At 43.4% G+C, this 25,328-nt stretch carries 19 protein-coding genes and 1 riboswitch; of the genes, 9 read left to right on the forward strand and 10 right to left on the reverse strand.

The window, feature by feature from the left end; all coding sequences use genetic code 11:
- The first annotated feature begins 124 nt into the window (after positions 1 to 124).
- Positions 125 to 2,614, forward strand: coding sequence for a hypothetical protein (locus B9G53_RS17395; RefSeq protein WP_094534544.1), 2,490 nt, complete (start codon positions 125 to 127; stop codon positions 2,612 to 2,614).
- 71 nt (positions 2,615 to 2,685) lie between these two features.
- Here B9G53_RS17395 and B9G53_RS17400 read toward each other — a convergent pair whose 3' ends face one another.
- On the reverse strand, positions 2,686 to 3,402 hold the full coding sequence (locus tag B9G53_RS17400; protein WP_254923702.1) for a photosystem II repair protein Psb32: 717 nt from the start codon (positions 3,400 to 3,402) through the stop codon (positions 2,686 to 2,688).
- Between the two features lie 987 nt (positions 3,403 to 4,389).
- Between B9G53_RS17400 and dnaN the strand changes: the two genes are divergently transcribed.
- Positions 4,390 to 5,544 (forward strand): DNA polymerase III subunit beta, encoded by a 1,155-nt coding sequence (dnaN, locus tag B9G53_RS17405; RefSeq protein ID WP_094534548.1) that lies wholly within the window; start codon positions 4,390 to 4,392, stop codon positions 5,542 to 5,544.
- A gap of 202 nt (positions 5,545 to 5,746) precedes the next feature.
- Positions 5,747 to 7,774, forward strand: a complete 2,028-nt coding sequence (locus B9G53_RS17410) for a DUF3769 domain-containing protein (RefSeq protein ID WP_094534550.1) — start codon at positions 5,747 to 5,749, stop codon at positions 7,772 to 7,774.
- 134 nt (positions 7,775 to 7,908) lie between these two features.
- On the opposite strand, the gene msrB is transcribed toward B9G53_RS17410, so the two are convergent.
- A complete protein-coding gene (msrB, locus tag B9G53_RS17415) occupies positions 7,909 to 8,442 on the reverse strand; it encodes a peptide-methionine (R)-S-oxide reductase MsrB (protein WP_094534552.1) in 534 nt (177 codons plus the stop codon).
- A gap of 215 nt (positions 8,443 to 8,657) precedes the next feature.
- Here msrB and B9G53_RS17420 point away from each other — a divergent pair, with 215 nt between their 5' ends.
- Positions 8,658 to 9,260, forward strand: a complete 603-nt coding sequence (locus B9G53_RS17420) for a superoxide dismutase (RefSeq protein ID WP_094534554.1) — start codon at positions 8,658 to 8,660, stop codon at positions 9,258 to 9,260.
- 127 nt (positions 9,261 to 9,387) lie between these two features.
- Positions 9,388 to 10,029, forward strand: coding sequence for a Uma2 family endonuclease (locus B9G53_RS17425; protein WP_094534556.1), 642 nt, complete (start codon positions 9,388 to 9,390; stop codon positions 10,027 to 10,029).
- Between the two features lie 28 nt (positions 10,030 to 10,057).
- Here the strand turns inward: B9G53_RS17425 and B9G53_RS17430 are convergent, their stop codons facing one another.
- Entirely contained in the window at positions 10,058 to 11,170 is a 1,113-nt protein-coding gene (locus B9G53_RS17430) for an S-(hydroxymethyl)glutathione dehydrogenase/class III alcohol dehydrogenase (RefSeq protein ID WP_094534558.1), read from the reverse strand.
- Positions 11,171 to 11,349: 179 nt separating this feature from the next.
- Between B9G53_RS17430 and B9G53_RS17435 the strand changes: the two genes are divergently transcribed.
- Positions 11,350 to 11,598 carry a hypothetical protein gene (locus tag B9G53_RS17435; protein ID WP_094534657.1) on the forward strand — a complete coding sequence of 83 codons (249 nt, stop codon included), beginning with the start codon at positions 11,350 to 11,352 and terminating at the stop codon, positions 11,596 to 11,598.
- Positions 11,579 to 11,842 (forward strand): Txe/YoeB family addiction module toxin, encoded by a 264-nt coding sequence (locus B9G53_RS17440; protein WP_094534560.1) that lies wholly within the window; start codon positions 11,579 to 11,581, stop codon positions 11,840 to 11,842. Before B9G53_RS17435 ends, B9G53_RS17440 begins: the two co-directional genes overlap by 20 nt.
- Positions 11,843 to 11,901: 59 nt before the next feature.
- Here B9G53_RS17440 and B9G53_RS17445 read toward each other — a convergent pair whose 3' ends face one another.
- The 3 genes from B9G53_RS17445 to B9G53_RS17455 all read right to left on the reverse strand — a co-directional run bounded on the left by B9G53_RS17445 (position 11,902) and on the right by B9G53_RS17455 (position 18,682).
- Complete coding sequence (locus B9G53_RS17445; protein WP_094534562.1) at positions 11,902 to 12,120, reverse strand: hypothetical protein; 219 nt, start codon at positions 12,118 to 12,120, stop codon at positions 11,902 to 11,904.
- 413 nt (positions 12,121 to 12,533) lie between these two features.
- The gene (locus B9G53_RS17450; RefSeq protein WP_094534564.1) at positions 12,534 to 17,378 is read right to left on the reverse strand and encodes a WD40 repeat domain-containing protein; all 4,845 of its coding nucleotides are present in this window, start codon (positions 17,376 to 17,378) and stop codon (positions 12,534 to 12,536) included.
- An 11-nt stretch (positions 17,379 to 17,389) separates the two neighbouring features.
- On the reverse strand, positions 17,390 to 18,682 hold the full coding sequence (locus B9G53_RS17455) for an ATP-binding protein (RefSeq protein WP_094534566.1): 1,293 nt from the start codon (positions 18,680 to 18,682) through the stop codon (positions 17,390 to 17,392).
- Between the two features lie 150 nt (positions 18,683 to 18,832).
- Positions 18,833 to 18,981, forward strand: a riboswitch (cobalamin riboswitch).
- A 26-nt stretch (positions 18,982 to 19,007) separates the two neighbouring features.
- On the opposite strand from B9G53_RS17455, the gene B9G53_RS17460 reads away from it, so the two are divergent.
- Both B9G53_RS17460 and B9G53_RS17465 read left to right on the forward strand, forming a co-directional pair.
- On the forward strand, positions 19,008 to 19,457 hold the full coding sequence (locus B9G53_RS17460; RefSeq protein WP_094534568.1) for a hypothetical protein: 450 nt from the start codon (positions 19,008 to 19,010) through the stop codon (positions 19,455 to 19,457).
- A 303-nt stretch (positions 19,458 to 19,760) separates the two neighbouring features.
- Positions 19,761 to 20,609, forward strand: coding sequence for a bifunctional 2-polyprenyl-6-hydroxyphenol methylase/3-demethylubiquinol 3-O-methyltransferase UbiG (locus B9G53_RS17465; protein ID WP_094534570.1), 849 nt, complete (start codon positions 19,761 to 19,763; stop codon positions 20,607 to 20,609).
- Between the two features lie 80 nt (positions 20,610 to 20,689).
- On the opposite strand, the gene B9G53_RS17470 is transcribed toward B9G53_RS17465, so the two are convergent.
- The 4 genes from B9G53_RS17470 to B9G53_RS17485 form a co-directional block, all read right to left on the reverse strand.
- Positions 20,690 to 20,899: a chlorophyll a/b-binding protein gene (locus B9G53_RS17470; protein WP_094534572.1), complete on the reverse strand. Its 210-nt coding sequence runs from the start codon at positions 20,897 to 20,899 to the stop codon at positions 20,690 to 20,692.
- Positions 20,900 to 20,966: 67 nt separating this feature from the next.
- The gene (locus B9G53_RS17475) at positions 20,967 to 21,176 is read right to left on the reverse strand and encodes a chlorophyll a/b-binding protein (protein ID WP_094534572.1); all 210 of its coding nucleotides are present in this window, start codon (positions 21,174 to 21,176) and stop codon (positions 20,967 to 20,969) included.
- A 190-nt stretch (positions 21,177 to 21,366) separates the two neighbouring features.
- Positions 21,367 to 22,803, reverse strand: a complete 1,437-nt coding sequence (locus B9G53_RS17480) for a mechanosensitive ion channel family protein (RefSeq protein WP_094534574.1) — start codon at positions 22,801 to 22,803, stop codon at positions 21,367 to 21,369.
- 45 nt (positions 22,804 to 22,848) lie between these two features.
- Entirely contained in the window at positions 22,849 to 24,981 is a 2,133-nt protein-coding gene (locus B9G53_RS17485; RefSeq protein ID WP_094534576.1) for an adenylate/guanylate cyclase domain-containing protein, read from the reverse strand.
- Between the last annotated feature and the right edge of the window lie 347 nt (positions 24,982 to 25,328).

A 25,328-nucleotide genomic window follows, 5' to 3' on the forward strand; every position in this document is an offset into this window, starting at 1 on the left:
TCTTGAAATCAAAGATGCGACGCTTCGCGTCACCTCTTTAAACACAATTGCTATACAAGCCTAGATCGGTTAGTATTTGCGATAACTAAGCACACCTTACCGCCTTAACCCGCGATCGCCGAATATGGAAAACTGGGAGTTTTTGCTACAACGCAAAGGTGACAAGTCCTGGTTGCCCTTAGAATCTCCAACCGTAGAGATTTTAGAAGGGCAGTATCGACTTGCTGCACGCTCTGCTTTAGCAAATGCGCTAGTTGGAATTGCGATCGCCTATCGACCTCTTGCCGATGTGCGGCATCAGCCTTTTCAACAAAAAATTGCCAAGCGCATCAGCCACGATGGTTTGCTAATCGTGATGCCCTACACCAATTTTGTGCCAGGGCTATGGCAGATTGATTGTCTGGCTACAGAACCTGATGGGGAATCTGGTACAGATTCAGCAAATACTGGTGCAAATACTAATTCAACTCCTGCATGGAAAAAGACAGTCAAGTTTGATGTCATTCAAATCTCATCAGAATCAGGTTCAGAGTGGCAATATAGCGATATTGAAGAAGATTTAGACAATCCCGCCGAAATTCCCAATGAAGCCCATACTAATGCCTTGGGAATTATCCAAACTGAACCAACACCGCTAAGTTATAGTTCGCCAATTCTCGATATTGCTGAGCAGAGATCAACGGAACTTGTCCAATCAATGTTTGAAGAGTTTGCCCTCTTTAATGACGAAGATGAACTTGATGAAGTAATTGATAACGAAGATCTAGAATCTGAAGTAGAACTTCCCCACGATCATCCTAATCTGTTGGAACAGGTAGAACCATCTAGTGAAAACATTTTCACAGAAACAGACTCTCCCCTTCAGCCTCGTATTCTATTACGCTTAAAACAGCCGCAATATATTCTCAATGAGGACAACAGCTTCCAGCTTACAGGAGAAGTCTACACTCAAGGAGAAATCGAAGTCAGCCTCAAAGATCCCCAAACCCTTGATATCATCGTCAATCAGCGCTTCGCGATCGTCAACTCTAGCGATCGCAATCCCGCAACTGGCGCAATCCCCTTCAGTTATCAAATTACTGTGCCGCCACCTTCAGAGATTCAAGTCCTGATTGGTGATGTACAAATCCACCCCCAGCAAGACTTTCAGCAGGATATGGATTTGTTTGTAACGCAACAGGCGATCGCTGTTTCCTATCCTGCATCAAGAGTCCTACCTGAACTCATTAAAGAAGCTCAAAGATATTCACCACCAGAGAATACTCTTGAGCATTCTCAAACTACAGAAACATCTATCGATCAGCCTAGTTACTCACAATTTCCACAGAGTTTTCCACAGGTATCGCCACCAACGGAAAATAAACCTGAAAATCTATCACCAAAACCAAAACCAGCCAATTCGCTTAGTCTTCCACCCATACCTTCTAATAGATCTAAAGCTAATCAGGGAGAGGGTTTAGAGCAACAAAAGCCTGCCACTGCTTTGTCATTACCATCTTTACCATCTCTACAAAATAAAGCTGGAAATCAAGATTTGAATCTAGCAAATCCAGATATAGACGATAATTATTCTCAAAGTTTTCCACAGGTAGAAGCTGATGATATTCAGGAAATCGAACCAGAATTTCATCCGATAAATACTGGTGATTTAGCTGATATTGATCACCAAAATCCATTAGCCTATGAAGAAGAACCAGAACTACTTTACAGCTTTGAAGAGGAACTTCCTCAAAACTACGAAGAGCTACTCGAACAACCACGGCTAGAAACTTCACAATTTACCAGTAATCCACTGCCATCGCCTAATGATCAGCGTTCCCGTATTCGTAGTAATCGTTTTCTGAATAAGCTGCAAACCTTATCTGCGGAAGCGATCGCTGCCCAAAAAGCCAACCAACGGACGGAAGAACTATTACTCGATACATTTGCCCCCAGTGATCCTTTACTAGATGAAGGAGCTAGTGATTCAACCAACATATCCATCGATCTAGATAACCCCGAACAATCTCCCCGCACGATCGCCGAAGCGACTAGTCTTGCTGAACTCGATCTCGAACTTGATGTCGAACTAGATCGTTTACTTACCTCCGAGCCAGACCTCATTTTAAATGAATATGTTTGGGAAGAATCTGTTGATCCCAATAGCTTTCCCATTAGCACTGTTACCAGCCATAATGCTACTGCCTCCACCTTATCGGAGACCGCTCGAACAATTCGCAATATTCAGGAATCGACACCACAGGCTTTATCAGACCAAGAACCTATTCCGATCCCTGAGATCATTATTCCCGCAGGTGAGATGCTCTCAGGAACACCGATGCAAATAACGGTGCGCTTACCTGCGATCTCCCCTAAGTTCTTCGTGAAGTTCTGGATTAAAGATTTGCAAACTCGCATGATTGTCGATGGACCACGTTGGTTATTAGATTTTAGTAAGGTTCCTAATGCCGAGTTTATTGAAACCCGTACCAATATATCGATTCCACTCAGTAGTATTGATGTAGCCTTTGAAGCGATCGCGATCGAAGCGCAAACTCAACGAGAAAGCCATAAGGTGAGAGTTACTCGAGCTGTTACGCCCCCAAATTTAGCCCAAGATTTTGATGACAACTAAGAGAGACGGGCAAAGCCCGTCTCTCAAAATAAGAATGGCGGCGCTTCGCGCCGCCATTCTTATTTTGGGTTCTAAGGTTGACTTTGCAGCCAATAATAGGTCGCCATTGGCAAAAGCGTTGCCAAAATCAGCAAAATAATTACCACCACATTGGATGAACTAGCCTCTGTTTCTTCCTTAGTTGCATAATTACTCGTTTCCGTTTCTTCTACAGCTAATAGAGGCGCACCAGGGTCAGGATTACCCTTCAAAACTGTTTCTAAACGTGCAATTCCCTCATTGACAGCTTGGTTATAGTTAGCCTTACGCGCAGGATAGAGCATCGTCTCATCAGCAATACTATTGGCAATGCTATCGGGCAGAACTTCTTTAACCTTTGCACCAGTTTGAATCGCCGTGCGATGATCTTCTGTTGCCATAAATAATAATACTTGATTCGCCTTTTCCACATCCGTAGGGAACCACTTATCAAATAGTTCCGAGGTAAACTCCGATGCAGGTTGACCTAAATCAATGCGGCGAATGGCTAACACATGCACTTCAATTCCCGTTAATTCTGCTAGTTTTTCGGCTTTGCTAGCGATCGCCCCTTTAGTAGAAGCACTCAGTACCTCAGAGTCATCAATTACCCAAGTCTGTTCAGTCAGAGTCTTAATCTCATCTAAGTCAGGGATATCTGATACCTGCAAAGCCAGAGCCGTACCTATACATAAATTAAAGCTAAATAGTAAGGCGATCGCCCCCAAACATAGGCGACTCAACAAATTTTTAAGCACAATCTTAATCACAATTTCTAAACCTATATTTAATATATTTAAAATTTAATCAGGCAATTTAACTTTTCATCACTATATCAATCCCCAAGGATGCGTAAAGAAATCATAGAGAAAATTTGGCGATCGCCTTGGGTCTAAGTCCACAATCACGATCAAAATACAGTTAAAATTTTAGGTTTATTAAGACGGGATCAACAGATCAAAATTACTAATCAAGTGGCAATTCCCCAAATCAGGAAATTAGCAAAAGCAATTTTGATCTTTATAAATTCTGGTTGTTTAAGTATTGTTAAGATTTCACGGATAAATTTCAAAAGAGTTTTTTACAAACATTTTGGTTGTTGATCTGTTGATAAATCTAGTTATTTGTTTTTAGCCTGTGGAAAACCTGTGGAAAACTACTATCTTTCTGTGGAAAAGTAGTTAATATCTGGGGAAAACTTTTGAATAAATGTGGAAAACTTTTACTAGGTATTTATACTCTGTGGAAAACTAGCCACTTTATCCACAGGTTTATCCACAGGTAAAAAATGCTAGAAGTACTATCAAATAAAGTTTTCTCCGAGTTTTCCACATTTTCCACAGCCCCTACTACTACTATTTAATATTTTTATTCTTTAAAAGAGTAATTATTAGATCGAATGAAAAAATAACGAGATTTTAAATTTGATTTTGATAGTGCAAAAAATTACAACGATGGTATGATTGGCTTCCACAAATCAAAAAAATAAAAAGTAAAAAACTTTTGTTGAAAAGTTTATTTAAAAATTCTCGTTTTTCTTGCAAAGTAGTTTTAAACACATTTCCCGATTTTTATAAAAATCTTTAAACCTTAAAAAATTCTCAAAACTTAAACTCAAAAATTAAAGCTGCCTAGACAGCAAAAGTCTAAATTTTTTGCATCCTCATAAAAACTTAAAAAGTTTATTTAAAATTTAGTCTTCACGTTCAATCTCACAACTCAGTTTCACCACAGTTTAGAAATCCTCTTGCCAAACTATGCGACTAGTCTGTCCCCAAAATCAACTCGCTGCTAATCTTGCCCTTGTCGGTCGTGCAGTTGCTTCTCGTCCCACACATCCGATCTTGGCAAATATTCGTTTAGATGCGGATGGCTCCAATCAAAGCCTTGGTATGACGGCTTTTGATCTCAATCTGGGAATTCAGGTGTCCTTTCCTGCTCAAGTCGTCGAGGCGGGATCGATTACCCTACCTGCGAAGTTGCTCAACGACATTGTGTCGCGGTTGCCCGACGAAGACATTACGCTTAGCGTGGACAAGGACAACACGATGGTATCGATTGTCTGTGGTTCAGGGCGCTACCAAATGCATGGCTTGCCTGTAGAAGAGTTTCCTGAATTGCCTCAAATTGGCGAAGATGGTGAAACTACCTATCTGCCAGTTGAGTCGATGCTGAGTGGGCTTGCCTCAACCCTGTTTGCCACTTCGGCTGATGAAACCAAGCGAATTCTAACGGGTGTGCATCTAACGGCAAGTGCCGATCGCTTGGAGTTTGCTGCTACTGATGGGCATCGCTTGTCTGTGTTACAGACAGGATTTTTGGATGCAGATGAGCCGCCTGTGACAGGGGATACAGTGACGACTAATCTAGAAGTGACGATTCCAGCTAGAGCCTTGCGTGAACTAGAACGAATGCTCAATCAACAGACCGAGGGGGCGATCGCGGTTAAATTTGATCGCGCTAACATGATTTTTCAAAGTGCTAACCAAATCTTGATATCCCGACTTTTAGATGGTACTTATCCTAACTACCGCCAATTGATTCCTAGTCGCTTTGATCGGCAAGTGACCTTAGAGCGTAAATTGTTTTTATCGGCTTTAGAGCGCATTGCCGTATTGGCTGACCAAAAAAACAACATTGTCAAAATTTCGATTGATTCCACAGGGCAAGAAGTTTCCCTCTCCGTTGAGGCTCCTGATGTCGCCGCAGGACGTGAGTCTCTACCTGCTCAAGTTTCGGGTGAAGACGTGGAAATAGCCTTTAACGTTAAATATTTACTGGACGGCTTAAAGGCTCTGCCAAGTAATGAAATTCAAATTCAGATGAATAACCCAACGAGTCCAGCCGTGCTTGTACCAATTGGGGCAAGCAAAATGACTTATCTTCTCATGCCTGTGCAAATTCGCAACTAGACGAGTATTAGAATAAAAGCTGCCCAAAGCAACGCTTTTATTTTATGCAGTAGCGAACCCAATTTACAAAAGTGTCGTCATACTTTTGTAAATTGAAAGCCAAACCCAGTAAAGGTTTTAAAAACACAAAAAGGCTATGCCGTTTTATGTTTTAGTATGACAGCTATATCTCAGAGAAAAATCCTGTAAACTTAGTTGAAGTATGGATTTCTTACCACTGCCTTCAACTCAACTGCCACCTAGCTCCTATGCTGAGGTGAGACAGGCTAGCTCTAGTCAAACGTTGTCATCACCGCCAACGTTGCCTAGTCGTATTTCTAAATTACCTGCTGAACTGCCGATAGAGGTGAGAGCGCAGCTACAGCTTCTTTTAGAAACATTGCCTGATCCCGATGCGATCGCTCAGCAATTTAAAGTCGAGCTGCTTGCTCAAGCTGGCCCAATCAAGCCAAACAGTTTACCTAAACCCAAGCCTAACGATAAACCTCGTCCAGTCTTGCCACCGCGCGTGGGTGAAAAGTTAAATGTGGTCAGCGATCGCCAAGAATATGACATCAACACGCAGGTATTTGTCGCTGAAGGCAATGTCTTCATTAATTACAAAAAATCTGAGCTTAAAGCCGATCGCGTGCAGTTAAATACCAAAACGCAAGAAGTTGTCGCTGAAGGTAATGTATTTTTTACACGTGGCGATCAAAAAATTCGTGGTTCAAAGCTTACTTATAATTACGGCAATGTTAAGGGCGAACTTCTGAATGCATCAGGAGCCGTTGATCTTGGTACTTTGAATAGTTCTGAAGTATCGCGATCGCCTGCGGAAACTGCCAGCAACTCCATCACCATATCCCCGATCGGGTCAGGAAATTCCAATGATGGGCAAGTACGCCGTCTTGGTTTTATTGCCGATCGCTTAATTCTGGATGGGGAGACTTGGACTGCTGAAAATTTGCGCGTTACTAACGATCCTTTCAGTCCACCTGAACTAGAACTGACCACTAGTAAGGCGACTCTAACACCGATTTCGCCAACCCAAAACCGTCTGGATTTAGAATCACCCCGTATTGTTTTTGATCAAGGCTTCTCTCTGCCATTGCCAGTTAATAGTATTACGCTTGATCGCTTTCAGCGTTTTGCTCCTGCGTTGGTGGGATTTGATCGCACTGATCGCGGCGGTGTATTTTATCAACAGAGTTTTGATGTCGTTACTGAACCTAACTTGAGTTTTCAGTTATCACCACAATTGCTGCTTCAACGTGCTTTTTCCAGTCAGAGTGGATTCTCAGGCTTCGATATTATTGGGGTTGTGGCGACTTTAAGTGGGGCTTTTGACGATGGATCTAGTTTATCGGCAAGAGCCAGTTTCTCAGGTTTAGATTTCTCTAGGCTTGATTCTTTGTTACGAGCTAATGCTACCTATCAGCTTCCTGTGTTTGGTAACCATACTTTGCTCTCACAGTATGCTTTTCGCGATCGCGTTTTCAATGGTTCGTTAGGATTTCAAGATGTAAATAACATTTTGGGAACAACTTTGTTATCACCCAACTATGTTCTTGGCGATTCTCAAATTTCTGTAAGCTATCAAGCTTCTGCTCAGTTGGTTGGGGCGCAACGATCTGATCTGCAACCGAGTACCGTTGGCTCATTAATTAGAGTCCAAGGTGCTGCGATTGTAAGTCGGGCTTTTCCGCTGTTGCGCGGTGAGCCATTACCCGCCGAAAAAGAAACAGGATTACGCTTTTCTCCAAAACCAATTGTGCCGAAATTAGATGCCTTTTTGTCAGCGCAAGGGGTGACTTCTTTCTATTCTAATGGCGCTAGTCAAGGAGTTTTATATGGAACTGTGGGGCTAGCGGCGGAAGTTGGTCATTTCGCTAAGGATTTTCTTGATTATACGGCGTTAAGCATGAGCTATACCCAAGCATTTGCTAGTGGTAAATCGCCATTCTTCTTTGATCAGGTCTCCGATGTGAGAGTGCTTACCGCAGCAATAGTTCAGCAAATTTATGGGCCAATTCGCCTTGGGATTCAACAGAGTTGGAGCTTAGATAGTGGTAATTTGTTTGACTCTGTATATTCCTTGGAATATGCAAGGCGTACTTATTCTGTATTGGTTCGGTATAACCCCAATCAAGGGTTGGGGGAGTTTCTGATTCGGATTAGTGATTTTAACTGGACGCGCCCACCTTCTAATGTGACGACTGTTCAAAATGGAATAGAAAGACGTAACTAAAAAGAGGTGGTACTTTGCACCGCCTCTTTTTAAAGTGCTTTGCGTTTAAACCCAAACAAGAAATTTTTTACAAGTGTTGCGAAGCAACACTTGTAAAAAATTTCTTGTTTGGTGAAAGTGGTAATTGCGGTAGTTTAGGCAGGAATAAATTTGAGAGAAACTCCATTCATGCAGTAGCGCTGTCCTGTAGGTTTTGGCCCATCATCAAAGACATGCCCTAAATGTCCACCACATCGGCTGCAATGCACTTCAACGCGCTTCATAAACAAAGAGGTATCAGTCGTAGTGGCGATCGCGCCTTCAATCGGTGCAAAAAAGCTCGGCCAACCTGTACGGCTATTGAACTTCGTATCAGATGTGAATAATGGCAAATCGCAACCTGCACAGTTGTAAGCACCTTTACCATATTCCTTATCTAGTGGGCTACTAAATGACCGCTCAGTGCCGTGTTTACGCAATACTTTAAATTGCTCTGGGGTAAGAACTTGCTTCCATTCATCTTCAGTTTTCATAATTTGATATTTCTTAGTTGCTTTAGTTAAGTCTACTGTGTCTAATGCGATCGCTGAGTCTAGGGATGTGGACTCTCTGGATTTCTGCCCAAATTGGTATAGCCAAAAGCCCCCAATGATCGCGGCTCCAGTTAGTAATAAATCTCTTTTATTCATGGTTGATATTCAGCATTGGTATTGCTAATCACTTTGGACTTTTTATGGCTTTAACTAAATCTACGAAAGTCGATGGGGCGATGGATGGGGAATTTGGCGATCGCAATCCTTAAAATATAAAGCTGTAACAACTACTACGGTTTACAATCTCGATTATAATTGTAACAATACTTAAAGCTGAGAAATCACTTCAAACTTTAACAGGTTAAACAACAATGGCATTTGAACTCCCATCTTTACCCTACGCCCAAGATGCTCTCGCAGCTTCGGGTATGTCTGCTGAGACCCTATCATTTCACTATGGTAAGCACCATAAAGCGTATGTTGATAACCTCAACAACCTGATTAAAGATACCGATCTTGCTGACAAATCCTTAGAAGAAATCATCAAGATTAGCTACAAAGAAGGCAAAGCTGGAATCTTCAATAACGCGGCTCAAGTTTGGAACCACACCTTCTACTGGAACGGCATCAAGCCTGCTGGTGGCGGCGCTCCTACTGGTGCTTTGTTGGATGCTATCAATGCTAGTTTTGGTAGCTTGGATAACTTCAAAACAGAATTTAAAAATGCTGGTGCTACTCAATTTGGTAGTGGCTGGGCATGGCTCGTTGCTGAAGGCGATAAGTTGAAGATCACCAAGACTCCTAACGCAGAAAATCCTTTAGTTCATGAAGGTCAAGTTCCTTTGTTGACAATGGATGTTTGGGAACATGCTTACTATTTGGATTTCCAAAATAGCCGTCCTAACTTCATGGCTAACTTTGTTGAAAAGCTAATCAACTGGGATTTCGTCGCTGCTAACTTCTCGGCTGTCTAGTTGTTAATAGCGCATAGCGCTTTTTGATTTTAAAAGAGAAGCATCGCTTAGCGATGCTTCTCTTTTTGTTTGGGCAATGTAAAATAAAACATACGCGATCGCCTATTTGCGTCCCTCGGTGAACACCATGCCCCTACTGCAAACCAAAACTTCACTAGATACTTGGATAGCTGTGCCTTGGGAAGAGTTTGTCAATATTGCCGATGCCCCAGACTCCAACAAGCTTAAAAGCTACTATTACAACGGCAAGATGAGGTTGGAAAATATGTCCACAGGCTCCGATCATTCTAAAGATCACATGACTATTATCTTGAGTGTTGGTGTATTTGCAGCTTTGCGAAATATACCAATCAATGGACATGATGGCTGTTCCTATCGTAAAACAGGAGCTACTGAGTTTCAGCCTGATGCGTCGTACTACATTGGTGACAAAGCTGATGTCATACCTTGGGGAACCAGAATTATTGATCTAAATCAATATCCATTACCCAATCTGGTTATTGAAATATCAGATACCTCTATCTCCGATGACTTAGGCACAAAACGCTTGCAGTATGAGGAGCTAGGTATTTCGGAATATTGGATTGTGAATGTTCAGACCATGCAAATTTTTGCTTTTACAATTGCGATGGATGGTAGTACTAAGCGGATTCGTGAATCGATAGTATTGTCGGGACTGAAGCTGGAGATTTTGGAGCAAGCTCTGCAACGTAGTCGCCAAGAAAACCAGTCCGCAACAACTGCATGGTTAATGGAACAGTTTAGATAGAAGATAGTGGCACGCCACTATCTTCTATCTATGAGAAGGTTAGTACTGTCCGAATTGCATCACCTCTATGCATCATTGCAAATGCCTCATTGATCTCCTCAATCGGCATCACGTTCGTAATCAGGCTATCGATATCGATTTTGCCTTCCATATACCAACCGACAATTTTGGGAACGTCAGTCCGTCCCTTTGCGCCACCAAAGGCTGTGCCTTTCCAGACGCGACCTGTGACTAATTGGAATGGTCTGGTGCTGATTTCTTGTCCTGCGCCTGCGACACCGACAATCACGCTGACACCCCAACCTTTGTGACAGCATTCGAGAGCTTGACGCATGGTTTGGGTTCTGCCGATGCATTCAAAGGTGTAGTCTGCGCCGCCTTTGGTCAGATCGACAAGATAGGGAACGAGATCGCCTTCTACTTCTAAGGGATTCACAAAATGCGTCATGCCCATTTTTTCAGCGAGGGCGCGTTTTTTGGGATTAATGTCTACGCCGACAATCATGTTTGCGCCGACCATACGACAGGCTTGGATCACGTTCAAGCCAATGCCTCCTAGACCAAAGATCACGACATTGGAACCAACTTCGACTTTAGCGGTGTTAATTACTGCGCCGATGCCAGTCGTGACACCACAGCCGATGTAGCAGACTTTCTCGAAGGGGGCATCATCGCGGATTTTGGCTAGGGCAATTTCAGGGAGAACGGTGTAGTTGGCAAAGGTGGATGTTCCCATATAATGATGGATTTTTTCGCCATTGATCGAAAAGCGACTGGTTCCATCGGGCATTAAGCCTTGACCTTGGGTGACTCGGATTGCTTGGCAGAGGTTGGTTTTACCACTGAGGCAGTAGGAACAGTTGCGGCATTCGGGGGTGTAGAGAGGAATGACGCGATCGCCTGCTTTGAGAGATGTGACACCTGCGCCGACTTCGACGACGACACCTGCGCCTTCATGTCCGAGGATGGCGGGAAATAGTCCTTCGGGGTCATCGCCTGAGAGGGTGAATGCGTCGGTATGGCAGACTCCTGTGGCTTTGATCTCGACGAGGACTTCTCCTGCTCTGGGGTGATCTAGTTGGACTGTCTCAATTTTGAGTGGTTGTCCTGCGGCGAAGGCGACTGCGGCTTTTACGTCCATGAATCTTGTTGTGTCCCTGAGTTAATTTCTGGCTATTTACTCAAATTATACGGGAGACGGATATATTGTAGCTCTCTTGCTTTTGCAGCTTATACTTAGTGGATATATCAAGTTTATTTCTTCTAGCATATTTGCCTTGGGAAATATGCTAGGTTTTTGCTAGATTTGGAGGTATGGCAATGGTTACGGCAATTAAGCAGTTTGGCATTGTGGGCAAAGATGGCAAAATTGAGCTTCATGCACCTGAATTAGCTGAAGGTACTGCAATTGAAGTGATTTTGTTGATTGAGTCTCAGGATGAAACAGAGTATTTACTTTCGACAAAGGCAAATCGCGATCGCCTTTTAGCTGCGATCGCCAATGTGGAGAGTGGCGAAAATTTGGTTTCTTTCTCTGCAGAGGAGTGGCATGAGAAATATCATATTTGAGCAAAAGGCTTTCCAACAGTTTAATGGCTGGGTGAAGGAAAATAAAAAGGTCTATGCCAAAATTGTTGAATTGATTGATGATACGTTACGCAATCCATTTACAGGTATTGGGAAACCTGAACCTCTCAAACATGAATTGAAAGGTTGTTGGTCAAGGCGGATTACGGATGAACACCGTTTGGTCTATAAGGTGAGTGAGGATGCGGTGATCATTTTGAGTTGCAAATTTCACTACGAAAAATAGAGTGACTTTTTAATTAGTATCGCCTGTTTCATATGCGGCAATGATGCTCTGAATATCTTCTAAAGTTGAGATACTGGGATGGTTTTTCCTGTCATGGCTTCATGCCAAGCTTGACGAAAATCTGCTAAGACTTCTGATTGTGATTGATCTTCTAGGTCTATCTGTTCGGGAATAAGAACGATAACTTCTACTCGGCTATTTTTATCGTTTATGAGAGGAGAATCTAGGGTTAGTTGTCCTTGCTCGTTAATGGTCGCCATTGATTTAAGTGCTTTCATTGTCTTCTAAGATTGTGATAGTTGTTAGGAACTAGTATCGGACATTTTTTATCTTCGGTGTTTAGATGTTTATTGACAATTATAGACCGTTAATAAAGCAGATAATTACAGATTGTCATGTAGGGGCAAAGCATTTCCGCAGTAATCTATCAATTTTGAAGATTGCGTTGTTTTGGGAATGCTTTGCCCAGAACTTTGCAATGTGGGGATGATTTATCGCTGAAGGTGTGGAGGGAAATGCAGGGATAAGCGATCGCTGAAAGCGTAGTATTTGCTGATTGAGTCTGCCTGAAAAGGATACAGATCTCCGACTTTTTTGGTGGTGGAGAAAGGTGATCTGTAATTACACAGAAAAAGTCGGAGATCTCGCCCCTCACAATTTGACCAAAATCAAATTTTTTCCTTTTTCCTTTCTACTTTTTACTTTCCAAAAGCTGTCTGTCGCTTTCAGAAACATTGGGGTTATTGGTGAGATAAGGGCGTAGCCAATCGCAGGCTTCAGAAATTGCTAACTCTGGATCGATATCCCATAATTTGATTGTGTTGTCAGAACTACCAGATGCGATTGTTTTACCATCTGGTGAAAAGGCAACGCTATTAACGTTGTTGCTATGTCCCGTTAGTGTCCGTAGTTCTTTTCCTTCGAGATTCCATAATTTGATGGTGTTATCATCACTGCCAGAGGCGATGGTTTTGCCATCGGGAGAAAAAGCTACGCTCCTAATCCCTTTGTTATGACCTGTGAACATCCGCAGTTCTTTTCCTTGGAGATTCCATAATTTGATCGTGTTGTCATTACTGCTAGAGGCGATGGTTTTGCCATCAGGCGAAAAGGATACGCTCCTAACCCTAGCACTATGTCCCGTCAGTGTCCGTAGTTCTTTTCCTTCGAGATTCCATAATTTGATAGTGTTATCATCACTGCCAGAGGCGATAGTTTTGCCATCGGGAGAAAAAGCTACGCTCCAAACCCCATTGCTATGTCCCGTCAGCGTCCGCAGTTCTTTTCCTTCGAGATTCCATAATTTGATCGTGTTGTCTACGCCACCAGATGCGATGATTTTGCCGTCTGGAGAAAAGGCTACGCTCGTAACCCCTCTGCTATGCCCCGTCGTGAGCGTCCATAGTTCTTTTCCTTCGAGATTCCATAATTTGATTTTTTTGAAATCGCTGCCAGAGGCGATGATTTTGCCATCTGGTGAAAAAGCTATGCTCATAACCCCTCTGATATGCCCCGTGAGCGTCCGCAGTTCTTTTCCTTCGAGATTCCATAATTTGATCGTGTTGTCTTGACTGCCAGATACAATAGTTTTGCCATCGGGCGAAAAGGCTACGCTCCAAACCCCAATGCTATGCCCCATGAGCGTCCGCAGTTCTTTACTATTCCATAATTTGATCGTCTTGTCATAACTGCCAGAGGCGATGGTTTTACCGTCGGGCGAAAAGGCTACGCTATTAACCCAATTGAGATGCCCCGTGAGCGTTCGCAGTTCTTTTCCTTCCATATTCCATAATTTGATAGAGTTGTCAGAACTGCCAGAGGCGATCGTTTTGCCATCGGGTGAAAAGGCTACGCTATTAACCCAATTGAGATGCCCCGTGAGGGCACGCAGTTCTTTTCCTTCGAGATTCCATAGTTTGATGGTGTTGTCACTGCCAGAGGCGATGGTTTTACCGTCGGGCGAAAAGGCTACGCTCTTAACAAAACTACGATACCCCGTGAGGGTACGCAGTTCTTTTCCTTCGAGATTCCATAACTTGATGGTGTTGTCATTACTGCCAGAGGCGATGGTTTTGCCATCGGGTGAAAAGGCTAAGCTCAAAACCTGACTGCGATGTCCCGTGAGGGTAAGCAGTTCTTTTCCTTCGAGATTCCATAATTTGATGGAGTTGTCATCACTGCCAGAGGCGATAGTTTTGCCATCGGGAGAAAAGGCGACGCTCCTAACCCCATTGCTATGTCCCGTGAGGGTACGCAGTTCTTTTCCTTYGAGATTCCATAATTTGATGGAGTTGTCATCACTGCCAGAGGCGATGGTTTTGCCATCGGGAGAAAAGGCGACGCTCCTAACCCCATTGCTATGTCCCGTGAGCGTCCGTAGTTCTTTACCTTCGAGATTCCATAATTTGATGGAGTTGTCAGAACTGCTAGAAGCAATGGTTTTGCCATCGGGCGAAAAGGTAACGCTCCAAACATTATTACTATGTTCTTCAAGGCGATTAGCTTCGCGAATATTATAGATAACTTCCCATAATCGCCCAAAGGTTCTACCCTCAGTATAGTTAGGAACGATCTTACGGATATCAGGATCGAAGATACGTTTGGCGGCTCTTAATCCTGCCACCATCGCATCTAACTCCTTATGCGCTAGCCAATAAGCCTCACAAGTGATACTCACCGCTTCGATTTCGGCAATTTCGGCGCGTTGGAGTTCTTTCTCTTTTGCTTCTAGAGCTGATCGCAATTGTTCTTTGGTCATCCGCAACTCTTCCGCCATGCCGAAGACATACTTCTTGCGAATAAAGCTAACCAAATAATCATGAATCAACTGAAAACGGTCATCAGGCGAACTACTCACCCGAAAAGCAAGCCCAGAACCAACAAGAACCGCTAGCACCAGCGAGAGATTTTCTGCTTCGTTGAGAGGTTCGATCCCCCTGCCTTCGGCATCCCCCTTAGAAAGGGGGACTGAGTTATCTATACTTCCTAAAGTATCCAAAGCCCCCCTTTGCAAGGGGGGGAGGGGGGATCTAACCCCTAAACCATCGCCAGAATCCTCCCCCAACAACTCCGCCGCAAGCTCTGCTTGCGTCTTTTGCGGACGCTTCTCCTCATTCCCCGTCAACGCATACAACACCCTCTCCGCCAAATCCTTATTCGCCACCCCACAATCCCGCACCACATTCTCCAACCACCGCTCCACCAACACCTCACTAGGCTTACGATGCGTATCCCCCGTCAAGGCAAGATACTCACGCAGATTCGCGATTGGCGGAACCTCTGACTCCAACTGCGCCCCCACCACCTGCAACTCAATCGGCAAAATCCGCAACTGCTCACCACTCAAATCCGTCACAAGGCGATCGATCAACTTAGGCTCCAAACGTAACTGCGATCGCCTAGTCAACGCCTCGATCACCTGACGCGCCTGATCCTGCGTAAAATCCCCCAAATAGTAGCGCACCTGCTTACCGAGAATATCATTCTCCACCTTTTCCAAATCCACAGCACGATCGCATTCCAACAAATAATGCAGATAGTCCTCCCGCAGCGACAACACCACCCGCACAAAATCCGTATGCAAACAAGCTTTCAGGAACTTATAAAACGGCAAGCGATCGCGAAAATCTTCCTTCTTAAAAAAGAAATCCTCAAACTGATCGAAAATCAACACCGTCAAATAATTCTCATCAATATTCCGTTTGAAATGATGAATTGGGTCGAGATCGGGACGGCGATCACCAAAATATTTTTGTAACTTGTGTTTGACTTCCGCACTCCAATCTTTGTAATTTTTAATCGCGAAAACTAACACCTTGCGCCCATCAATGGTTCCCTTTGTGCGTAAGGCAGGAACCAAGCCTCCAATCAAAATCGAGCTTTTCCCCGCACCCGAATCGCCATGAATCACAGTCAAAGGATATCGCGCCTGACCAATGCGATCGACCAACTTCTCCACATCCAACATCCGCCCCGAAGCTTCAATTTCCTGCGCGATTTTGTCAGACTGTTCCGCAACATTCGCATACATATCGAAATTTGTTCTTTCCCGCTTCGGATTCAAAGTCCCCGCACCGATGAAAGCCCTTAGCCCATACTGCTGCTCCACCGATCGCTGATGTTGCTTAGTCTCAAAGGCTTCCAAATATAAACCCGAAGCAGTGTAAAGCGATCGCAACTCCTCTAAAACCGATACATAGATCTGCGCGTCATAGGGATGCTGCTCACGAAGCCAGCGATCTCGCACACCCTCTAGTCTCGCGATCGCACCTTGGCGATCGCCCAATCCCTCCAAAGCCCGTGCCAACCAAAGCTCATATTTGGCATAGCCATAGCGCCGCGAAGGTGCAAGGTTAGACAGTTGCAGCGCTTCCCCTTGGGCATATAGCGCCATTGCCGCTTCCGCCGATTCCTTCGCCGCCCGATAGTCCTGTTGCATCAATTTCACTGACGCAAGAATCCCGCGATCGTGGGATTCGCGGAGGAGATTGGGATAGATTTGATGGAGAGATAATGCTTCATTGACAAGCGCTTCTAATTCCTCAGCCCCACTGGGGCTGAGAGCTAATAACTCCTCCCATGTTGCAGTCAAGAAATTGATATAAAAAGCCATCAATTCCCCCCGTTGCAGGTTCCGCAAAATATCTATACTTTCAGCTAAATACTGCTGAGAAGTTACATAAAAAGGCTGCTTCTGGTAGCGCTCACGCATCGCCAAACTGCGATCGCCTAATCCCAATTGCAATAGACATACAGCCTGTTTAAGCTGCTCCCCCGATTGTCGCCAAAAAACTAAACTCCTCTCAAATAAGACTTTTGCCTTCCCGATTTCCCCCTCAGTCATCGCCATACAGCCAAACGCAAAATCTAAACCTGCGCTAATCTCATCGCTAAGCTCAATCGCTTGAGCCTCTAAATCCGCGATCGCCGTAATTAGTTCAAACTGTTGCAAACTCGCATCCCAATCCCCCAAACCTTGAGACTGCAAATAGCGATCAAACGTAGCTCTGATCGAATCTTGCACCAGTTCCTTTAATTCCATCGCCTCAAGCTGAAACTCGATCGCCCCCGCTGTAGTCCAATTAGCCAGATCGCTCGCCTCGCGAGTCAAAATATCCTGAGTGTGATCGTTCAGCCACAGCACCATCGGAAATTCTAAACAATTGGCAAATTCTTCCCTGACCCGATTTGCCGACTTCAAAACCGCTTCGATTTCCGTAACCGCATCCAAGCCCAAAACCATCAAAACCTTGGGCTTCTGCTCTGGTGGTAATTGCTGCACTTCGCCCATCAATTCCTGAATCGGTGCAAGTAAAGTCTTTGCATCAGGTTTTAGTTCAAGTATTGCGATCGCAGTTTCTGGTAAACCATTCTCTGCAAGTTGCGATCGCAAGTCCTGTAATACGCGCTCTTGCAAAATTCGATAGTTAGATAAAGCGATCGACAACGAAAACCCTTGCGATCGCGTCACAATTCTCGTCAATCTGCGTAAGGCATCGCGATTATTATCTGCAATTATATCGGTGCGATCGCTCATAGAACTTTCCTCTAATCATCCAAAATCGGATTTCGATCAAACCAACTATTACCCTGATACTCATACTCAAACACAAACTGGCTCTTGATTAGCGTCTGGTACTCCGATTCACCCCGAACCCGCTTATCTTGTCTCACCTTCTGAATCAATTCTAATTCATCATCAGTAATCGTTTTTATCATCTTATTCCGTTCCTTAGCGATGATGCTCTCAACCAGTTTAGCCGTAATCGGAGGATCGTCCTGTTCCAAACAACCATACAGTAATCGAAATAAATTACGAACGTGACCACCACTAGCTTGACATAGGCGATCAAGAGTTTTGGGTGTGTCGAATACTTTATTTACAAATTCACTATTAATCCGTTGGACAGAATTCACCTTTGGGAAGGCTCTCGCCATCACAATTTGTCTGAGTAGCGCCATTCCTGCTTCACACTCACTGCCATCTTGCAACCGCGCAGGAACCATCGGCAAAGTCTTAATGTCAGTTCCAAATCGACTCGTGACGATCGCGGCATCATTAGAAAAAGTCAATAATAATGGAACCGTATACACCACATGGCAATCCAGACCCCGCAACTGATCGCCACGTTCCACAAATAAATATCCAGCCCTTGACTGCTCCTTCAGATCGATGCGATTTTCAATGCGATCGAGGTTATCCACAATCACTACTAAGCCATTCAGCCCCTTAGCTTTCAGCTTTTCCTTAGCAGGAGCGAGTAACTCCTTATTAATCGAATTGATAATGCTATTGGTGCGTGATTCCAATCTTTCGCGCATTTGCCGACGCAATGACGGGCTATTCTTGGCTTGAGCCGTAATCTCAGCAATTCCCACTGACAGCTTGAAATTTGCACTCAAATCGAGTTTAGTATGCAAAATATCCTTCAGTTCGCCAAACAATTTTCTGAAATATTCTGGGATGATGTTTATTCCCTCTTTCTCTAAACCATTACTGAGTTGCCCTGCGATCGCTAACAAAATATCACTAGCATCAACATCGCTCAGTTCCAACTGGCGATCGCATTCAAAATAAGCCACATGAAATTTTTTCTCGGTCAACTCATGCTTTAGCCGCAAAAGCTCCGTCGATTTGCCGCAGCCGATATGCCCTGTAAATAACTGACAGGTTGACTCATCGGGCGAAATCCGCACAATCTTACGGGACAGACTTTCAATCAGCTTCTCGCCGCGAACTGTTGAGAGATCGACATAATAGCTGCGATCCTCTTCGTTACTAGAATCAAGGGGATGCGTTGGATTACAAGCCTTATAAAATCGCGAAAGTTCAAGATCCATAGTCGGATTTTAGGATGAAGATGAGCCATATCAAGTGCTGCCTATCCTAATATAACGGATGCAATACCAATTCACGAAAGTGTGCTAACACTTTTGTGAATTAAAAACCAAACCTGTCTATGAAAAATTGCTAATTGCCATAGATGTTATACTTTGACTTCAGCTTTCGGTTTTAGTGAGGAGCAGTCACTGAAAGTAATGGGGAAAGATTGGTGTAAATCCAACGCTGTCCCGCAACTGTGATTTTCTGTTGATCAGCAGAAAGAGTCAGAACGCCCGCCGAAGCTCATTTCAAATCCATAAATCGACATCTACGAGGTAATAGATGAAGTTAAAAGATAGCGACTGGCAAGGCAATTTTGGCTATTGGCAAAAAAGCTTTATTCACAACAACTTAATGATGATCGGCTATTCGGCATGGCAAGGCTTTTTGCAAAATGGTCGAGGAGTCGTAGTTTGTGATGTTGATCGCAGTGCGATCGCTCCCAGTAACACAGGTTTAGAAGTTACCCAATTCAAATCCCAATTTATTGCTGAACAAGAATTAATCTCTTCAATTCAAGCTTTTTCTCTCGATCAAGAATTGATCACTGTTCTTGTGCAAGCTGTCGGGAATTATGCCCCACATAAAGAGTTGGTTCTACTGATGAAAATGGAGCAGCATCTCGAAATTAATCTCTTCCAAAACCTGAAAATTTTTCCTCCCGACTGTTACGAGCAAGTCAGCCGCCGATGGGAAGAGTTTCAACCTTGCCTAGAAACTCATATTAAATAAATGAGCGCAAAAAAGTTGTAATTCCTGATGTTACGTGGATAGAATTCCTGAGATAATATAAGTCTAGGGCTGGCACGGGGGCGCAGCCCCTACAGAATATAAATTATTGTAGTAGGGGCAATCACCCCGTGGTTGCCCTGTTACGCTAGCAGCAAGAGATTCATCATCTGAGTTCCACGTAACATCAGTAATTAAAGAACCGCTTTTTGTGAGGGCAGCTAAGCAGCTTTTACAAAAAATGGGTTCTTTATTAAGTATTAAGCTCCAGATGCCTAATGTGAAATCTGCTATATTAACTAATCTATGAACAATGTAATTCGATACCAAAACGCTGCACTCCAGTACTACCGAGATCTGACAGGCTCTTCTTATCTTCACTATGGTTATTGGGAACCAATTCCTTTACCCACAGATGAGTTGACTGTCACCAAACTGCGTGCTGCCCAAGAAGCCTATGCAACACATCTTCTCTCTTTTCTGCCAACCGATATTCATACAGTCTTAGATGTTGGTTGTGGCAATGGTGATAATGCCGTGGCGATGATTGAGAAGGGTTTGCAAGTTGAGGGATTAGCCCCTGATCCATTGCAACAAGCTAACTTCCTAGAACGTACCAAAGGCAAGGCTTTATTTCATATTGATATTTTTCAAGAATTTGTGAAAGCCCCTGCGAAGTATTCTTCACAGCTTACCTATGACCTAGTTCTATTTAGTGAAAGCACTCAATATATGTCACCAGAAATGATTGCTGAAGGTTCGGCTGCGGTGACGAAATCTGGCAGTTATGTACTGTTAGCAGATATGTTGCGGAAAGATCCTGAATATAAGGAAGGAATGTTTTCCAACTGTTTGATTAATGCCGATCTGCATAAGTCAATGGAGAAGGCTGGATTTAAGTTGATTAAGACGGATGATATTTCCGCACATATTGCCCCAACTCTAGATATCTGCGTCCAGAGCTTCCAAACCTTTGGGGTTTCTACGATGAAATATGTCGGCAATCTGATCGCGATCGCCGTGCCACCAATCTATAAAGTTCTGCGCTACTTCTTCGGCAAGTCAATCAAAAAATTGATTGCTGAAGGGCTACAAGCCTCTAATCTTTTTCATAAGCATCTGTGTTATGAAATCCAGCTTTGGCAGAAAATCTAAATAAAAAACCCTACCTTTCGGTAGGGTCGAATAATCGTTTTTACTTTGTCTCAAACATTTTGATTGGGAACGGTCAAGGTTTATAGATTCCCCAGTAACCAAATCAATCCATGCCCCGTAGCAGCTTCGGTAATGAGGAGAGACACGAAGCCAATCATGGCAAGTCTACCGTTTAGTAATTCCGCGTAAGGTGTAAAACCAGCTTTCTCAGTATCATCAACATACATCTTTGGTTCAATTGCGAAGTTGTTGAGTACACCGCGTTCATCTACTCTGTAGCTATTAGTCATTGTTTTTTCCTCTGTTTAAATTCTTTTTTACTTTGTCTCAAATACTCTGATGAGTAACAATCAAAATTTATAGATTCCCCAGCAACCAAATCAAACCATGCCCCGTAGCAGCTTCAGTAATTAGAAGAGAGACAAAACCAATCATGGCAAGTCTACCGTTTAGTAATTCTGCATAAGGTGTAAAACCAGCTTTCTCAGTATCATCAACATACATCTTTGGTTCAATTGCGAAGTTGTTGAGAACGCCTCTTTCATCTACTCTGTAGCTGTTAGTCATTGTTTTTTCCTCTGTTTGAATTCCTTATGTAAAGAAATATAACAAAGTATTTCGAGATGTGAATCTAGCTAAAGGTATGGATGACTATTTGGCTGTACCTATACAAAGAGGTAGTCAAGTTGGCGGCGCAAAGCGCTCAAGCCCAATTCTTGGTTAGCGGCGCTTTGCGCCGCTAACCAAGAATTGGGCTTCATGCTTTTTGGATTGTATTTACAAGGCGGCGGCGAGTTTCTAAGATCTGACTAATCTCACGGGCAAAACTGGGCTGGCGATCAATCATTTGATTAACAGCACTTGCCGAAAGCATCATTACTTCTAGATCGGCGATCGCTGTTATGGATATGGGACTAGGTTCACCAGAAAAGAGGGTCATCTCACCAAAAAACTCGCCCGTCTTGATCGTTAATAGCTCATGTTCGAGATGGTCGCGATCGCTTACGGTCATAATCGCTTGCCCTGCAATCACAATATATAGGGAATTATTACTGACTCCCTGCCAGATGACTTTCTCCCCTGCGCCATAATGTTGTAGATCAATCCCATCAGCAACTGCATCAGGGTTTTGTAATGGCACAAAGGCAGGTATAGATTGCAGGCTCTCGGTAAATTTTTTGGAAGTTCCCTGAGCTTGTAGGGTGGGACCATTAAAATGATAAAGAGTCCGAATGGGAAAAGGAATCGTCAGGTTATTGCGTTGGGCGGCGTACCAGATCCGACTCATAAAGCGATCGCGAATGCTTTCAATGTCGCAGTAATCACTGATATAAAATTTCACTTCATAGGTAATTGCAAAGTCATCATAGGAAATCGTAAAAATTTCTGGCTCAGGGTCTTTTAAGATCCCTTCAGTCTCTAAAGCAGTAGTCAATAGGACATGCTTGGCTAAATTGGGCGGATCATTATAAGAGAAACCATGCCGAATCCTTTCCGCATGAATGGCGATCGGGCGGCTAAAGTTGCGAATAATTTCATTACCGATGAGCTTGTGGGGAATAATCACCATTTCCCGCTCGAAGGTTTGCAATCTCACCGCGCGCCAATTGATATCAATCACCTGACCAGTCACTTCGCCCACTGTCAGCCAATCTCCCACAGAAAAAGGTCGTTCAAATAGTAGGGCAATCCCTGACATGACGCTGCCGAGCGTATCTTGCAGCGCTAAACCAATCACAATCGAGCTAACTCCCAAAGCCGTAACTAGTCCTGCAAGATCAGCATTCCAGACCGTAGCTAGCACGATCGCAGTGCCTAGGAGTACTAAAAACAAACGAAACAAATCAATTAAGAGCTTAGGAACTCTCGCCCGCCAAGTGTCAGCCTTTGCTTGCTCAAAAATCACGGCATTCAGCAAAGAGAGCGCTGCATGGAGTACGCAAATCCAAAAAAGAGTCTGCACACTCTTCACGATTTCGTCATTGGCTGGACGCTGTAACACGTACTGGATAAACAACATGAAGGCGAGCATTGGCAACACCAAGTTTCGCACTACCTGCAATGTGGCGGCGAGGGGGCGACGACGATGTTGTAAGCGATAGATTACTTCGCCGAGAATAATTACTGATAGAGCTAATCCGACAATTAAAGCGATCGCCCAAATAAATAAATAATTGGCACTAGGTTGGAGCATATTGTAATTTCCCAATAAGGTTAAAAATATGGTGTAGTCACGTTTTTAACTCGGTTTGATTTTGATCGGGCTTTTGAGTTGCCATGCTTGTAATAGGTTTGTGCCATCTTCCACTTTGGTGGCTAGTGGTGCAAACTCATAGAGGTCGCAGAGGCGATGGTAAATTTCGTTAGAAACCAAGATAGAGCCTTCGGGACAGGCTGACTTTAAGGAACTAGCAATATTGATCGTGTCACCCCAAACATCGTAGATAAATTTATTTCTGCCAACGATGCCTGCCACGATATCACCAGAGTTAATTCCTAAACTAATGTTTAGTTGGAAACCACGCTCTTGGCTAAACCGCCGCACGATTGCTTGCATTTCCAGCGCAAAATCGATCGCCCGTTTGTCATGGTCGAGATAGGGAACTGACAAGCCACAGACTGCCATATAGCTATCACCAATGGTTTTGATTTTTTCCATGCCATAGCGATCGGCAGTTTCATCAAAACTCGTAACCAGATCATTGAGAATGCTCACAATTTCGTAAGCGGTGAGTGAATCTGACAACTTTGAGAAGCCCGTTAAATCAGAAAATAGCACTGTTACATTAGAAGCACTTTCGGCAATATTCTTTTCACCTTGCTTTAGACGTTTGGCGATCGCCGCAGGGAAGATGCTCAGCAACAATTGCTCATTCTCGCGATTCTTTTCTTCGACTAAATTGGTCTGATCATGCAAACTTGTTACCATCAAATTAAATGATTGGGCAAGTTCGCCAAATTCGTCTTTAGTCTCTAAAACGGCGATCTCATTCAGTTGACCAGCCGCCACTTTCCGAGCGCTCTCAATCAATTGATTAATCGGTTTCACAAATAGAGAAGCCATCACCATTGCGAGGATGATTACCAACAACATCAATAGAGTTGCCGAAATCAATAACTGACGTTCAAAGTCATAAATCGGTGCATAGGCTTCTGCTAAATCAATTTCCGATAAAATTGCCCATTTTAATCCTTCTATTTGTAAAGGAGCGTAGGAACTCAAGACAGGAATATCTCGATAATCGCGAATGAGTTTAAGTCCCTGTTTACCCATTAGCGATTCTTCAACCGCAGGAGTTCGCACAATCTGCGCCAAAATCGACGTTTTATATTGTTGTATGCGGGCGATCGTTTCTTTGTTTACACCCAAATTAACTAGAGTCTTGATATATTCGTCAGGAGTTTCGATCAAAAATCGGGAAACGGAGCGCATTAAATAATCTTGACCGACTAGATAAGTTTCACCACTTTTGCCTAAGCCATCACTTTCCCATTTGCGATTTCCCGTCATTACATTGTTGATCTCATCGACAGGGACTTGAATCGCTAGTACACCAATAAATTTATCTTGACTGTAAATAGGAGCCGCAATAAAAGCCGCAGGTGCGCCATAGGAAGGAGCATAGGATTCTAGATCGATGATCCTTGCATAATTTTTTTCTTTGGAACGTCTTACCGATGAAAAGAGCCGCGCAAGATTGCTTTCGTTATATGCGCCAACAACGAGACTAGTCGCAAAATCTGTCTCTTTGTAAACTGTATAAACTATGCGACCATCAGGATCAATGAGAAACAAATCATAGTAGCCAAACTTCTCAATGATATTCCGAAAGATCGGATGATAACGCTCATGGAGACGGCTATATTCGCTATTATCTTTAGCTTTATCTAAGAGATGTTTTTTGCCTAGCGGGTTAGAATTATTAGCGATGTAATGATATTGCAGATAATTACTGGCGATCGATTCTGGTAAAAATGAATTGAGAACAGGTGAACCTTGCTCTGTCTGTGCTAACTTTGGCAGAAATTCATTCTCATAATAACCATTAATTTTGGAAGAAGTATCCGCAGGTAATGGTACATTCTCAAGCTGTCGGTAAGCATTGGTAAATTCAGCGATCGCCGATGCTGTCGATAGATCATTACTCAGGGTCTGTACATGATTGCGAATCATTTTGAAATAGGATTCAATTTGATAAGCCTTGGAAGCACGGACACTGGTTAACTGATTAAATACGCGATCGGTCAAATTAGCCTGACCACTGCGATAGCCCAGATAAGCGGTGACGAGGATTGAGCTACTGCTAACCGTCAGTAACATGACAATCAGTTTCGATTTGATACTCAGCCAATTAAACTTAAACCACTGCATATAAAAATATTTACAAAATCAGAAGTAAAAAATAAAGTTTTTTACTTCTGGTTTAATTATTAAGGGCAATGTATTTTAGGTTAGAAATTTCCAGAAAAATGTTAGCAGCTAACCCATTGGGCTTCGACGCGCTATTAAAATTGGTATCGCTTTACTCATTTATGTTAAGCAGGAGCAGAGATTGGAGCCTAGAGATCGAGTCCCTTCCTATTGTTATTTAATTTCGATAAATTAGCGGCGATCGCCAAGTCAAATCATTAATTCTGAAGCGCAAAGCATTGTATTGCCGTCTTGCGGTAAAAAAGCTAAAATCAAGCTAATTAATTTAGTAGTCACTCATTACTAAA

The sequence above is a fragment of the Pseudanabaena sp. SR411 genome (assembly GCF_002251945.1).
Lineage (GTDB): Bacteria > Cyanobacteriota > Cyanobacteriia > Pseudanabaenales > Pseudanabaenaceae > Pseudanabaena.